Raw genomic sequence first — 14,013 nt, forward strand, 5'->3', positions numbered from 1 at the left:
TAAAATGGAAAATAAAATTAAAGTTTTAAGTGTATTGCCAGTTTTAGGACAACCTAGACATTCAAAAAGAATTTCAATGCTTAAGAATGTAGGGTTTAATTTGGCAGCTGTAGCATTTGAAAGAGAGTATTTAAAGGGTAGATTACCTGATTGTGAGGTAACTAGTTTAGGTAAAATTTCTCATGGGAAATATTTGGAAAGAATTTTTAAATTTTTGAAAGCTTTACCAATTTTAAGAAAACAAATTAAAATTTGTGACGTAGTTTATGCTTCAAATCCAGATATGGCCTATATATCTATAATCGCGGGATTTGGGCTGAATAGACCTGTTGTAATTGAAGTAGGAGATTTACGAAGAATACAAGTTGCTAGAGGGACTACAGGTTGGTTTGTTAGAAAACTGGATTTATTTTTTTTAAAAAAGTGTAGTTTGTTAGTTTCTACCTCAATTGGTTTTGTAAAAGGATATTATCAAAATTGGTTAAAATCCTCTATTAAATACCTGATTTTAGAAAATAAATTGGAAAAAGCGTTTGATGAGGAATTATTAATTAAAAAAGAGGATAATGGTAAAATTACAATAGGTTACTTTGGGTTATTGAGATGTGATTGGTCTTGGAGTGTGCTAAAAAATTTAGCCATAACCCATGAAAACAAATTTGATATATTAATTGCTGGTTATCCAGTAAATCCAATAACTTTGCCAGAAGAAGCTAAAGAGATTTCAAATATAAAATTTCTAGGTCAATATAAGTCTCCAAATGATTTAGTAGATTTATATGGAAAAGTTGATATTGTTTGGGCATGTTACCCTTTTCCTAGTGAAGAGGATTTAAACTGGAAATGGGCAAGAACAAATAGATTTTATGAAAGTATTTGTTATAAAAAACCATTAATTGTTTTAGAGAAAAGTGGAGATGAGCAGTCGGTTCTCGATTATAATATAGGTGTTAGTGTTCCTAAAGATAAAGTTAAAAAAGTAGTTGAGATGCTTAATATAGTTGAGAGAAATCAAATTGCTGAATGGGTTAACAATATTAATAGACTACCCGAAAGTGTTTATAAATATACAACTGAAGAAAATGAATTAAAAAAAGCAATATTAGAAATTATTGAAAAATAGAGTAGATTATTGTTTAGATTGAGGTAGTTGATGTTATTTTTAATAAATAATTTTATATAACTACATCTAAATTTCTAATTGCATAAATAAAATTGATTATATAACTATGAAACAAATATTACAATCCTTTAAAACAGGAATAACAGAATTAGCAGATTTACCTTCACCTAAAGTAAAACCAGGACAAGTTTTAATTCAAACTACTAGAAGTTTAGTTTCCCTTGGTACAGAGCGTATGTTAGTAGAGTTTGGTAAAGCTTCTTTAATACAAAAAGCAAGACAGCAGCCAGACAAGGTGAAAATGGTTTTAGATAAAATAAAAACAGAAGGATTAATGCCAACCATTGAGACTGTTTTTAATAAATTAGAACAACCACTTCCTTTAGGCTATTGTAACGTAGGAAAAGTAGTTGCTGTAGGTAGAGAAGTAACTGATTTTAAAGTAGGAGATAGAGTTGCTTCTAATGGGCAACATGCTGAATTTGTCTCAATTCCACAGAATTTAGTAGCTCATGTTCCAGATAATATTTCAGATGAAGAAGCTGCATTTACAGTAATTGGCTCAATAGGTTTACAAGGAATACGCCTAATAAATCCTACTATGGGTGAAACCATTGTTGTAATTGGTTTAGGTTTAATTGGATTGTTGTCTGCGGAAATGCTCGTAGCAAATGGATGTAAGGTAATTGGTTACGATTTAGATGATAATAAAGTTGAAATTGCTAAAGAAAAAGGAATTATAGCTTTTAATCCTTTAAAGGGAAATGATCCTGTAAAATTCGTTTTGGAAAATACTAATAATATTGGGGCAGATGGTGTATTAATAACTGCGTCTGCAAAATCTAACGATATTATTTCTCAAGCAGCTCAAATGAGTAGAAAACGTGGTAGAATTACATTGGTTGGAGTTATCGGGTTAGATATTTCTAGAGCAGAATTTTACGAAAAAGAATTGAGTTTTCAGGTGTCTTGTTCTTATGGGCCTGGACGATATGATGATGATTATGAGTTTAAAGGAATTGACTACCCGTTACCATTTGTTAGATGGACGGAAAAAAGAAATTTTGAAACTGTTTTACAGTTAATTTCGTCAGGTAAAATAAAAGTAGCAAACTTAATTTCTGAAATTGTGCCTTTAGATGAGTTTGATAAAATTTATGGAGAAATTGGTAGTTCAAAATCAATTGCTTCCATTATAAAATATAATGAAAATACAAAGCTTGAAAATACAATAGTCGTCAATAAAAAAGAGTTAAAATCCCTAAAAGGTGTTATTGGATTGATTGGAGCAGGTAATTTCACTAAAATGACTTTACTACCTGCATTAAAAGGAACTGGCGCTCAAATTAAACATATAGTTTCTTCTGGTGGAGTTAATGGTACAGCGCTTGCTAGAAAACATAATATTACACAAAGCACGACAGATTACGATCTAGTGTTAGATGATAAAGATGTAGATCTTGTAATGATAACAACTCGTCATAATTTACACGCCAAAATGGTTACAAAAGCTTTAGATAAGGGCAAGCATGTTTTTGTAGAAAAACCATTAGCACTTAACCATGAAGAACTAGAAGCTATTGAAGAAACTTATAAAAATAACAATGGAACTTTAATGATTGGATTTAACAGGCGTTTCTCTCCACATACAGAAAAAATAAAATCATTAGTCGGTAATGCACCTATGAATATTGTAGCAACAATGAATGCAGGAGCTATCCCTTCTGATGTTTGGGTACACGATATGCAAGTAGGTGGAGGTAGGATTATAGGTGAAGCATGTCATTATTTAGATTTAATGGTATACTTAACTGGAAGTAAAATAAAAACAGTTTGTATGAATGCATTAGGTGAAAATCCTGCAGAGAATACAGATAATGCTTCTATTTTAGTGAAGATGGAAAATGGTTCTTCAGGTGTTGTAAACTATTTTGCAAATGGTTCTAAATCATATTCAAAAGAACGTTTAGAAGTTTTTTCACAAGAGAAAACATTAATAATGGATAACTTTATAAAAACTTCTGGTTATGGAACTAAAGGTTTTTCTAAACTGAAAACTAAATTAGATAAAGGGCATAAAACACAATTTGGCCTAATTTTGGAAGAGATTAAAAAAGGAAGTATTGCTCTAATTCCTTATGATGAGTTAATTAATGTAACAAAAGCAAGCTTTGCAGCTATACAAAGTTTAAAAGAAGCAAAGTGGGTTGATGTTGAATAAGTAATTTATTTTTCAATAATATAAAATTACAAAAATGATTCAAAAGATAAGAAGAATAACCAACCTCATATCTAATATGGGGGCTCGTTATCTTTTTTTTAGGATTTTTTATACTATAAAAACCAAGCTTGGTTGGCAGAAAAAAAAATTTCCTGTTCAACCAAATTTTGAAAGTTATATCTCATTAGAAAAATGGAGAAATAATTTGCCTCCTTTTTTCTTTTACGGAAAAAACATACCTAATTTAGAAAGAGGAGAGTCCAGTGAATTACTTGAAAATTTTAAAGATATACAGAAAGGGTTTTTTACTTTTTTTAATAAAACTAAAATTGATTTAGGAGCAAATTATGATTGGTTAACAAACCCAGATACAGGCTTTAAATATGATATCAATAAACATTGGTCAGAAATACAAGATTTATCAAGCGAAGCTGGAGACATAAAGTATGTTTGGGAAAAAGCAAGATTTTCATTTCTTTATGATGTAATTCGTTATGATTATCATTACAATGATGATCAATCTAAATATGTTTTTGGTGAAATTGAAGATTTTATTAACAATAACCCAATAAATCAAGGTCCTAATTATAAATGTAGTCAAGAAATAAGTTTACGTGTTTTAAATTGGACATTTGTTTTATATTATTACAAAGATTCCGAAAACCTAACAGATGTTTTATTTGATAAAATAATGCATCATATTTTTTGGCAAATTCATCATGTATTTCATAACATACATTTTTCAAGAATTACCGTAAGAAATAATCATGCAATAACAGAAACTCTAATGCTGTATCTTTCAGAGAAACTTTTTCCGTTTTTTCCTGATGTTAAGAAATGGAGTAAAAAAGGTAAGAAATGGTTTGAGCAAGAAATTGCTTATCAAATTTATGAAGATGGAACTTTTTTGCAGTTTTCAATGAATTATCACAGAGTTGTAATACAATTGCTTACTTGGGGTATTCAACTAGCTAAAATTAATGAAGATAAGTTTAAAGATGTAGTTTATAACAGGGCACAAAAATCATTAGATTTTTTAGATGCTTGTTCAGATTCAATAACTGGTAAATTACCAAATTATGGGTCAAATGATGGGGCCTTATTTTTTAAATTAACAAATGATGATTATAGAGTTTATACATCTCAACTAGAAGATTTAAGAGCAGTTCTAAATGAATATACGTTTAATAAATCTAAAAGTAATTTGTGGTATGGGGTTAATCCAAACCAAAAGGAAAAGCAAAAGCAACCTGAGGTTAATGTTTTTAAAAAAGGTGGTTATTATATAATTCAAGAAGGAGCAACAAAAACATTTATAAGATGCGGAGCTTATAAAGATAGACCATTTCAGTCAGATAATTTACATTTAGATATTTGGGCAAATGGAGTTAATTATTTAAGAGATTCTGGTTCTTATAAATACAATACAACATTAGAGAATATTAATTATTTTACAGGTGTTGAAGGTCATAATACTATTGGTATAGAAGGGTATAATCAAATGTTAAAAGGAGGGCGTTTTATTTGGTATTATTGGATAAATAAAGTTAAGGCTAATTTAGTTAAAGACCAAAATACTTTTAAATTTGAAGGGTCAATTAATGCTTTTAAACAGCTTACTAGAAATATAATCCATGTTAGAAAAATAAACAAGACAATCTCGAAAAACACATGGAAAATAATTGATAGCGTGAACAATAAAGGTAGTCGTAAAATATACCAGTATTGGCACCTGAATCCTGATTATTTAAATGAAATTGAAATTGTAACAAAAGACTGTGATGGAAATATACTTAAACCAAAAATAGAAGAAAAATGGTTTTCTGGGTATTATGGTATAAAAGAGAAAGCAATTAGGCTTACATTTGTAACTGAAAAAAATACTTTTAATACTACAATAAGAATTAATTAAATATTATGAGAATACTACTTATTCATCAATATTTTTTGGAGAAAGGAGATGGGGGAGGTTCTCGTTTCAATGAAATGTCACAGGTATGGGCAAATCAAGGTCACGAAATAACAGTGTTAGCAGGTATGGTTCACTACACAACTGGGAAAAAAGAAGAAAGATATAAAGGTAAGTTTATATATGAGGATCTTCAGTTTTATAAAAATGTAGATGTCTTAAGGTGTCATGTTTCTGAAAGTTATAATGTAAGTTTTCTAGGAAGGCTGTGGGCATATTTTTCTTTTGTATTTTCTAGTATTTATGCAGGACTTTTTAAGACAAAAGGTAAATTTGATATTATTCTAGTTACTTCTCCTCCTTTATTTGTTGGAATAACCGCTTATTTTTTATCATTGATTAAACGCGTGCCTTTTGTTTTTGAAATTAGAGATTTATGGCCAGAATCAGCAATAGATACTGGAGTTTTAAAAAACGGAATGATTATTAATTTTGCTTTTTGGTTTGAGCGATTTATATATAAAAAAGCAAAATTAATAAATGTCTTAACTCCAGCTTTTCAAGAAAAATTAATAAGTGCCAAAAATGTTCCACCCAATAAAGTTATTTTTATACCAAATGCAGCAGATTTTACTTTGTCAGAAAAAATGCAAAAAGATTTTGATTCAGAAAAGTTTAAAGATCTATTAGGGTTAACAGGTAAGTTTGTAATTACTTACGTAGGTGCTCACGGCGTTGCTAATCATTTAATTCAACTTGTGGAAGCAGCAGAAAAATTACAAGATACTAATATTGTATTTCAGTTAATTGGAGCAGGGATGCTTAAAGGTGAATTAATTAAAGAAGTAGATAAAAGAGGGTTAAATAATGTGATTTTTAGGGCGCCAGTTGCAAAGCAAGAAGTGTTTAAATATATTTTGGCTTCGGATGCAGGAGCATCTGTTCTTAAAAAAGTAGACACATTTAAAACAATTTATTCAAATAAAACTTTTGATTACATGTCATGTAAAAAGCCAGTTTTTTTAGCTATTGACGGTGTTTCTAGGCAACTAATAAATGATGCTAATTGCGGTATTTATGTAGAGCCTGAAAACATTAATTCTATTGTAGAGGGAGCAAAAATTCTAGCAAATAAAACTTCAAAAGAATTAAATGAAATGGGAGCCAATGGGTATACATATGCTAGATCACATTTTGATAGAGATATTTTAGCAAAAGAGTATTTAGAGAAAATTAAATTAACTTTCCACAATAATGTATAAATATTTTTTTAAACGTTTTTTTGATATTTTAGTAGGTTTAATTGCATTTGTTGTGTTGTTACCTATCTTTATTGTTGTTTTTTTTCTATTGATATACAATAATAAAGGAACACCTTTCTTTTTTCAGCAAAGACCAGGTAAAGACGGTAAAATTTTTAAAGTTATTAAGTTCAAAACAATGAATGACGGTAAAGATAAAAATGGTGATTTACTTCCTGATTCAATTAGACTTACTAAAATTGGTAAATCTATAAGAAGTGCTTCTTTAGATGAAATACCACAACTAATTAATGTTATTAAAGGAGATATGGCTTTAATTGGGCCAAGACCATTATTACCAGAATACTTGTTATTATATAATGATAGGCAGCATAAAAGACATTTAGTAAAACCGGGTATAACAGGTTGGGCACAAGTGAATGGTAGAAATGCAATAAGTTGGGATCAAAAATTTGAGTTTGATGTTTGGTATGTAGAAAACTTATCTATTCAATTAGATACTAAAATATTTTTTATGACTTTTGCTAAGGTTTTTAAATCTGAAGGCATAAATACAGAAAACCAAGCAACAACAGTTAGATTTAAAGGAAATGAGTAATATTTGTCTTTTTGGAGCAAGCGGACATGGCAAGGTCGTAAGAGATGTTGCTTTAAGTCAGAATAAAACTATTAAAGTTTTTTTTGATGATAGTCCTAAAGCTAATTTACTCAATGAAACTCCAATACTTCCATTAAGTAAACTCAATAATTTTTTAGACAATAGTTTTTTAATTAGTATTGGAAGTAATGAAATAAGAAAAAAAATAAGTAATAAATTAAACGTTTCGTTTACTACTTTAATCCATAAAACAGCTGTAATAGCAACTAATGTATCAATATTAGAAGGAACAGTTATAATGGCCGGTACAACTATAAATACAGATGTTAACATAGGTAAACATACAATTATAAATACAGCTGCAGTTATTGAACATGATTGTTCTATAGGAGATTTTGTACATATATCACCTAATGCTACAATTACAGGAAATGTATCTATTGAAGAAGGAACACATATTGGTGCTGGAGCTATTGTAATTCCTAACATTAAAATAGGAAAATGGGCTATTATTGGAGCAGGAGCCGTTATAATTTCTGATGTACCAGATTTTGCGACTGTTGTTGGTAACCCAGGTAAAATAACAAAATACAAAAAATAAATATGAAATCTAAAATTTGGCTTTCATCTCCACATATGGGAGGTAATGAATTAAAGTACATAAAGGAAGCATTTGATTCTAATTGGATAGCTCCCCTAGGCCCAAATGTAGCAGGATTTGAGGAAGATTTAAAAGTGTTTTTAAAAACAGAAAAAGAAGTTGGCGCGCTTTCTTCAGGAACTTCAGCAATCCATTTAGGTTTAATTTTATCTGGCGTAGTTGCAGGAGATGAGGTAATTTGCCAAAGCATGACTTTTTCTGCTTCAGCAAACCCAATTGCTTATCAAGGAGCAATACCTGTGTTTATTGATAGTGAGGAAGATACTTGGAATATGTGTCCACTACAATTAGAAAAAGCAATTAAAGATAGAATTTTAAAAGGTATAAAACCAAAAGCAATTATTTTGGTTCATTTATATGGAATGCCAGCTAAAATAGATGAAATTATTACCATTGCTAATAAATATGATATATCCTTAATTGAAGATGCAGCAGAAGCTTTAGGTTCTACATACAAAGGTCAGAGTTGTGGTACTTTTGGAGAATTTGCAGCACTATCATTTAACGGAAATAAAATTATTACAACTTCTGGTGGTGGTGCAATAGTTTGTAATACAAAAAAATCAAAAGAAAAAGCAATTTTTCTAGCTACACAAGCAAGAGATGAAGCACCACATTATCAGCATTCAGAAATAGGTTACAATTACAGAATGAGTAATATTGTTGCTGGAATTGGTAGAGGTCAAATGGAAGTTTTGGAAGATCATATTTCTTTGAGGAGAGATATGAATCAATTTTATAAAAAGATTTTTAAGGATATTGATAGCGTTACCGTGTTTGAAGAGCCTAATGAAGATTATTTCTCAAATCATTGGTTAAGTTGTATAACAATAGACGAAAGTAAAGCGCCTTTTTCTAGAGAAGAATTAAGATTAGCTTTGTTGGATGAAAACATAGAGTCAAGACCACTATGGAAACCTATGCACTTGCAACCCGTTTTTAAAGATTCAGATTTTTACGGAACAAATATTTGTGAAAACTTATTTAATACAGGTTTATGTTTGCCTTCTGGTTCAAATTTAAGCGAGTTAGATAAAAAAAGAATTGAAGACACTATCAAAAAAATATTGTAAATTGCTAAACAATTTTTACATTCTATGTTTAAAAGATTTTTTTTAGAAAACTTAAATAAATATACCTCTAAATGGCTTGTTTTATTTATTGACGTCGTTTTAGTTGTTATTTCTTTCGTATTTGCTTATTTGGTTAGATTTAATTTATCTTTTGACTTTGATACTGATAAATTGTTTGGTCAACTTCCAATTTTGGCTATAATATCTACAGTATGTTTTTTAATTGTAGGCTCTTATAAAGGAATCATTAGACACACAGGTACAAAAGATGCGTTTAACGTATTTTTAGCTACCTCCCTATTGGCTGGTTCTGGGATATTATTAGTTATAACCAATAGAGTTTTTAATATTTTTGAATCTTTTACAATTCCTATATCAATTATATTAATTCATTACTTACTTAGTACTTTTCTTTTAATAATAAGTAGGTTTTTATTTAAAGCTTTTTATGAAGTAGTATCAACTGAATTAAAATCAATTACAAATGCATTAATTTATGGAGCGGGAGACTCTGGAATGATTACTTACGGAGCTCTAAATAGAGATACTAAAAATAATTATGATATTTGTGGATTTATTGATGATGATCCAAACAAAATAAATAAAAAAATTGATCGAATTAAGATTTATGATCCTACAAAAATAGATGAAGAATTCATAGAAAAGAATGACATTACTGAAGTAATCATTTCAATTCAAAATATTAAATCTAGTAGATTACTTGAAATTACAGATAGTTTGTTAAATTTAAACGTAAAAGTTAAAATTGTACCACCTTTATCAAAATGGATTGAAGGAGATTTGCAAGCTAATCAAATTAAGCAAATAAATATTGATGATTTACTTGATAGGGAACAAATTTTAATTGACAACCCAATTGTAAAAAGAGAAGTTACAGATAAAGTTGTATTTGTCACAGGTGCTGCAGGTTCTATAGGTAGTGAAATAAGCCGTCAATTAGCTTCATATAATTTGAAACTATTAGTTTTAATAGACCAAGCAGAATCTCCTTTATACGACTTACAACAAGAATTAGTGCAAAATGGCATTCAAAATTTTACAGCTTTAGTTGCAGATGTTAGAGATCGAAAAAGAATGGTAGAAATTTTTGATGAATTTAAACCTCAAAAAGTTTTTCATGCAGCAGCTTATAAACACGTTCCATTAATGGAGCAAAGCCCATATGAAGCTATAAAAATTAATATTTGTGGTACAAAAAACATAGCAGACTTATCTTTAGAATTTAATGTTGATAGATTTGTAATGGTTTCTACAGATAAAGCAGTAAATCCTACTAATGTAATGGGAGCAACAAAAAGGGCTGCAGAAATGTATATCAGCTGCTTAAGTAAGGAAACAATTAATACAAAGTTTACTACAACACGATTTGGTAACGTTTTAGGTTCTAACGGTTCAGTAATCCCTCTATTTAAGAAACAGATTGAAAAAGGTGGACCACTAACGGTAACGCATAAAGATATCACTAGGTATTTTATGACAATACCCGAAGCTTGTAGGTTAGTTTTAGAAGCAGGAACAATGGGAATAGGGGGAGAGATTTATATTTTTGATATGGGAAAATCTGTTAAGATTTTTGATATGGCAAAAAGAATGATATCATTATCTGGTTTAAAATACCCTGATGATATTGATATAAAAATTACTGGATTAAGGCCAGGAGAAAAATTATATGAAGAGCTTTTAGCTAGTGGAGAAGACACAACAAAAACTTATCATGAAAAAATATTGATAGCCAAAGTTTCAGAAATTAATTCTACAGAAATTAAAGAAACTATTGAGTACCTTTTCAAGAATAACCAAATTTTATCTAATGATCAGATAGTCTCAAAATTAAAAGCAATTGTACCAGAGTATATTTCAAATAATTCTAAATTTGAAAAGCTAGATAAAGTTAGTTAAAGTTTAATTTTTATATTATTTTCGCAAAAAAAATTAATATGATCAAGAGCAAAATAAAAACTCAAGACTTTTTTAGAGTTTTTTTATTTATATTTTTTTTCACCTCATGTGTTTCAAAAAAAGATATAGTTTACTTCCAGAATGATAAGATAGATCAATCAAAAGTTAGTAATAGTTACGAAACAATTATAAAACCAGATGATTTATTGCAAATTACTATTACAGCGCAAGATACCGAGGCGGTTAAGCCATTTAATTTAGCAGCAGTAACCTACTCTACAACATCAAACTCAGCAATTGGAGTAGCTCAACAACAAAATTATTTAGTTGATAATAAAGGTGAAATTGACTTCCCTGTCATTGGGAAGTTAAAACTTGGCGGGTTGTCTAGAGATAATGCTATTAAATTATTAAAAAACAAACTAGAACCAGATTTTTTAAAAAAACCAAATATTAATATAAGGATCGCAAATTATAAGATTAGTGTATTAGGAGATGTCGGAAAGCCAGGTAGTTATACCATCCCAAATGAAAGAATTACAATTATAGAAGCTATTGCTTTAGCTGGAGACTTAAATATATCAGGTCAACGTAATAATATTTTGGTTCAAAGGGAAGAGGATGGAAAAAAAGTGCAATACAGAGTGAATTTATTATCTAATAAAATAAATATTTCTCCGGTTTATTATTTGCAGCAAAATGATGTAGTCTATGTTGAGCCAAACTATGCAGCTTCACAATCTGCTAGTTATAACCAGAATACGGGCTTATTTATATCTATTGGTTCAATCTTAATCTCATTAATAACTATTTTAACACGATAAAAATCTATGAATAAAGAACATATAAGTCTTAATTCACAATTAGGTGATGATAGTAATAAATTAAATATTCGTGAAGAAATTGAGAAGTATTTAATCCATTGGAAATGGTTTTTGTTTGTTGCTATTTTATCATTTGCACTGTCATACCTATACTTAAGGTACGCAACACCATTATATAGTGCAACCACTTCAATTTTAATAAAAGACAATAATAAGTCAGGAATTTCAGCTGAATTAGCTGCTTTTGAAGATTTGGGTATAGTCGGAGGAGGTTCTAGTAATAATACAGACAATGAAATTGAAATATTAAAGTCTAGAAAAATAATTGGAAGTGTAGTAGATAGTTTAAATTTTGATATTTCTTACTTTACAAAAGGTAGGGTTAAAGAATTTGAAATTTATACCAAATCACCAATATTTTTAAATTTTATAGAAAAAAAGAGAGCACTTTCCTTAAGAGATACCTTAATATCTGTTATTGTAATTGATAATAATTCTTTTAAATTAAAAAACTCTATCGGTGTTATTGAGTCTGAAGGTACATTTAATAAAGTTTTAAATACTGGTTTAGGTGTGTTTGAAATAAAAAAAAATCCTAAATTTCTAATTGATGATGAGGTAGGTAAAGAAATAATCATTAAAATTACACCTAGATTTAAAGTTATTAGCAGTTATAAAAGTAGAGTAAATATATCTTCAGTAAGTAAAAACTCTTCAGTTATAACCCTTTCTTTAAATGACCCTTTAATTGAAAAAGCAGAGGACTTTCTAGATGAATTAGTAAAGCAATACAATATTGATGCAATAAATGATAAAAATGAAGTTTCACGAAAAACAAAGAGATTTATTGATGACCGTATCAGGAGTGTAGGTAGTGAACTTAATCTAATTCAAGATAGTATAAAAGAATTTAAGCGAGAGACCGGCTTTACAGGGGTGTCTAATGAAGGAGAGCTTATATTAGAGAATTTAGCAAAAAATAACGATAATATTTTAACAATTCAAACTGAATTAAGTTTAGCTAATTGGATTCAAGAAAGTTTGGATAGTCAATCTGATAAAGGAGGGCTCTTACCTTCTAATTTAGGTTTTCAAAATGTAACTATATCAGAGTCTATTGATCGTTATAACGAACTTATAATGGATAAAAATAAGTTAGTTGTTAACGCTGGGGCTAAAAATCCCAAATTAATAGAACTTAATAATAACATTGCAAGATTAAAGTTAAACTTGAAACTGAATTTAAGAAACCTTATATCTTCTTTAGAACTTCAATACAATCAGCTCAAAAAAGAACAAGGCAAAATAAGCTTTAGGAAATCTACAATTCCAGTTGTTGAAAGAGGATTTATTGACATTGCAAGACAGCAAGAAATTATTTCAGGTTTATTCTCTTATTTATTAAAGAAAAAAGAGGAAACTGCTATTTCACTTGCTGTTGCAGTGGCTAATGCAAAAATTATAGATGTTGCTTATGGTTCAAATTCTCCAGTTTCTCCAAATAGAAAAATAATTTATTTAGCAGCAATTATGTTTGGATTATTAATTCCAATGATTGTTATATATTTAAAAAACTTATTAGATACAAAAATTCATACTAGAAAAGATATTGAAGAGTTAACAGATATTCCGTTTTTAGGGGATGTTCCTCATTCAGAAACAAAAGAGAAAATTGTAATAGGTACAGATACTAGGTCAAATACTGCTGAAGCATTTAGATTAATAAGAACAAATTTAGATTTTATTTTAACAGGTTTAAAAGACTCAAAAGGAAAAACAATTTTTATAACATCTACAACAAGTGGAGAAGGAAAATCTTTTATATCTATCAACTTAGCGGCAGCACTATCTTTATCAAGTAAGAAAGTTTTGTTATTAGGAATGGATTTAAGAGCTCCAAAAGTTACTGAATATTTAGGTATTCCTGAGAGAAAAGGTATAACAAATTTTATTACAAATGATAGTATTTCTTTAGATGATGTAAAGTTCTCCATACCAGAAATTAAAGGATTAGATATTATTGCTTCTGGTGTAATTCCACCAAACCCAGCTGAGTTATTATTAACTGATAAAATTCAAGAGCTATTCAATGAAGTTAAGAATGACTATGATTATATTATTGTTGATACAGCACCTGTTAATTTAGTGACTGATACATTATTAATATCTAAATATGCTGATATGTTTTTATATGTGGCAAGAGCAAATTACTTGGATAAAAGAATGTTAGTTGTACCTCAAACACTATATAAAGAAAAAAAATTACCAAATATGTCTGTAGTTTTAAATGATACAGATATGAGTAGAGGTTATGGTTACGGTTATGGTTATGGTTACGGCTATGGTTATGGTTACGTAGAAGAGGTTAAAAAACCTTGGTATAAGAGAATATTTAGTTAAATTATAATTTAAAAAGCATCCA

The 14,013-nt window shown here is 28.9% G+C and carries 10 protein-coding genes; all 10 read left to right on the forward strand.

Annotation, left to right across the window (positions count from 1 at the left end; translation table 11 throughout):
* Positions 1-4 precede the first annotated feature (4 nt).
* The 10 genes from H9W90_RS01265 to H9W90_RS01310 all read left to right on the forward strand — a co-directional run bounded on the left by H9W90_RS01265 (position 5) and on the right by H9W90_RS01310 (position 13,991).
* Entirely contained in the window at positions 5-1,123 is a 1,119-nt protein-coding gene (locus H9W90_RS01265) for a glycosyltransferase family protein (RefSeq protein ID WP_187482680.1), read from the forward strand.
* A gap of 106 nt (positions 1,124-1,229) precedes the next feature.
* Complete coding sequence (locus H9W90_RS01270) at positions 1,230-3,344, forward strand: bi-domain-containing oxidoreductase (RefSeq protein WP_187482681.1); 2,115 nt, start codon at positions 1,230-1,232, stop codon at positions 3,342-3,344.
* A 34-nt stretch (positions 3,345-3,378) separates the two neighbouring features.
* Entirely contained in the window at positions 3,379-5,256 is a 1,878-nt protein-coding gene (locus tag H9W90_RS01275) for an alginate lyase family protein (RefSeq protein WP_254712513.1), read from the forward strand.
* A gap of 5 nt (positions 5,257-5,261) precedes the next feature.
* On the forward strand, positions 5,262-6,515 hold the full coding sequence (locus H9W90_RS01280) for a glycosyltransferase family 4 protein (protein WP_187482682.1): 1,254 nt from the start codon (positions 5,262-5,264) through the stop codon (positions 6,513-6,515).
* Entirely contained in the window at positions 6,508-7,113 is a 606-nt protein-coding gene (locus H9W90_RS01285; protein WP_187482683.1) for a sugar transferase, read from the forward strand. The genes H9W90_RS01280 and H9W90_RS01285 overlap by 8 nt, the downstream gene beginning before the upstream one ends.
* Position 7,114: 1 nt before the next feature.
* On the forward strand, positions 7,115-7,714 hold the full coding sequence (locus tag H9W90_RS01290; protein WP_187483905.1) for an acetyltransferase: 600 nt from the start codon (positions 7,115-7,117) through the stop codon (positions 7,712-7,714).
* A gap of 2 nt (positions 7,715-7,716) precedes the next feature.
* Entirely contained in the window at positions 7,717-8,847 is a 1,131-nt protein-coding gene (locus tag H9W90_RS01295) for a DegT/DnrJ/EryC1/StrS family aminotransferase (RefSeq protein WP_187482684.1), read from the forward strand.
* A 24-nt stretch (positions 8,848-8,871) separates the two neighbouring features.
* Positions 8,872-10,767, forward strand: coding sequence for a polysaccharide biosynthesis protein (locus H9W90_RS01300; RefSeq protein WP_187482685.1), 1,896 nt, complete (start codon positions 8,872-8,874; stop codon positions 10,765-10,767).
* Positions 10,768-10,805: 38 nt separating this feature from the next.
* The gene (locus H9W90_RS01305) at positions 10,806-11,591 is read left to right on the forward strand and encodes a polysaccharide biosynthesis/export family protein (protein ID WP_187482686.1); all 786 of its coding nucleotides are present in this window, start codon (positions 10,806-10,808) and stop codon (positions 11,589-11,591) included.
* Positions 11,592-11,597: 6 nt separating this feature from the next.
* A complete protein-coding gene (locus H9W90_RS01310) occupies positions 11,598-13,991 on the forward strand; it encodes a GumC family protein (RefSeq protein ID WP_187482687.1) in 2,394 nt (797 codons plus the stop codon).
* The last annotated feature ends 22 nt before the right edge of the window (positions 13,992-14,013 follow it).

This window comes from Polaribacter pectinis (assembly GCF_014352875.1).
GTDB lineage: Bacteria > Bacteroidota > Bacteroidia > Flavobacteriales > Flavobacteriaceae > Polaribacter > Polaribacter pectinis.

Excerpts from the sequence above, each read along its gene's own strand:
- H9W90_RS01265 (WP_187482680.1), top strand. The coding sequence starts at position 5 with ATGGAAAATAAAATTAAAGTTTTAAGTGTATTGCCAGTTTTAGGACAA.
- H9W90_RS01305 (WP_187482686.1), top strand. The coding sequence starts at position 10,806 with ATGATCAAGAGCAAAATAAAAACTCAAGACTTTTTTAGAGTTTTTTTA.
- H9W90_RS01300 (WP_187482685.1), top strand. The coding sequence starts at position 8,872 with ATGTTTAAAAGATTTTTTTTAGAAAACTTAAATAAATATACCTCTAAA.
- H9W90_RS01295 (WP_187482684.1), top strand. The coding sequence starts at position 7,717 with ATGAAATCTAAAATTTGGCTTTCATCTCCACATATGGGAGGTAATGAA.
- H9W90_RS01285 (WP_187482683.1), top strand. The coding sequence starts at position 6,508 with ATGTATAAATATTTTTTTAAACGTTTTTTTGATATTTTAGTAGGTTTA.
- H9W90_RS01310 (WP_187482687.1), top strand. The coding sequence starts at position 11,598 with ATGAATAAAGAACATATAAGTCTTAATTCACAATTAGGTGATGATAGT.
- H9W90_RS01280 (WP_187482682.1), top strand. The coding sequence starts at position 5,262 with ATGAGAATACTACTTATTCATCAATATTTTTTGGAGAAAGGAGATGGG.
- H9W90_RS01270 (WP_187482681.1), top strand. The coding sequence starts at position 1,230 with ATGAAACAAATATTACAATCCTTTAAAACAGGAATAACAGAATTAGCA.
- H9W90_RS01275 (WP_254712513.1), top strand. The coding sequence starts at position 3,379 with ATGATTCAAAAGATAAGAAGAATAACCAACCTCATATCTAATATGGGG.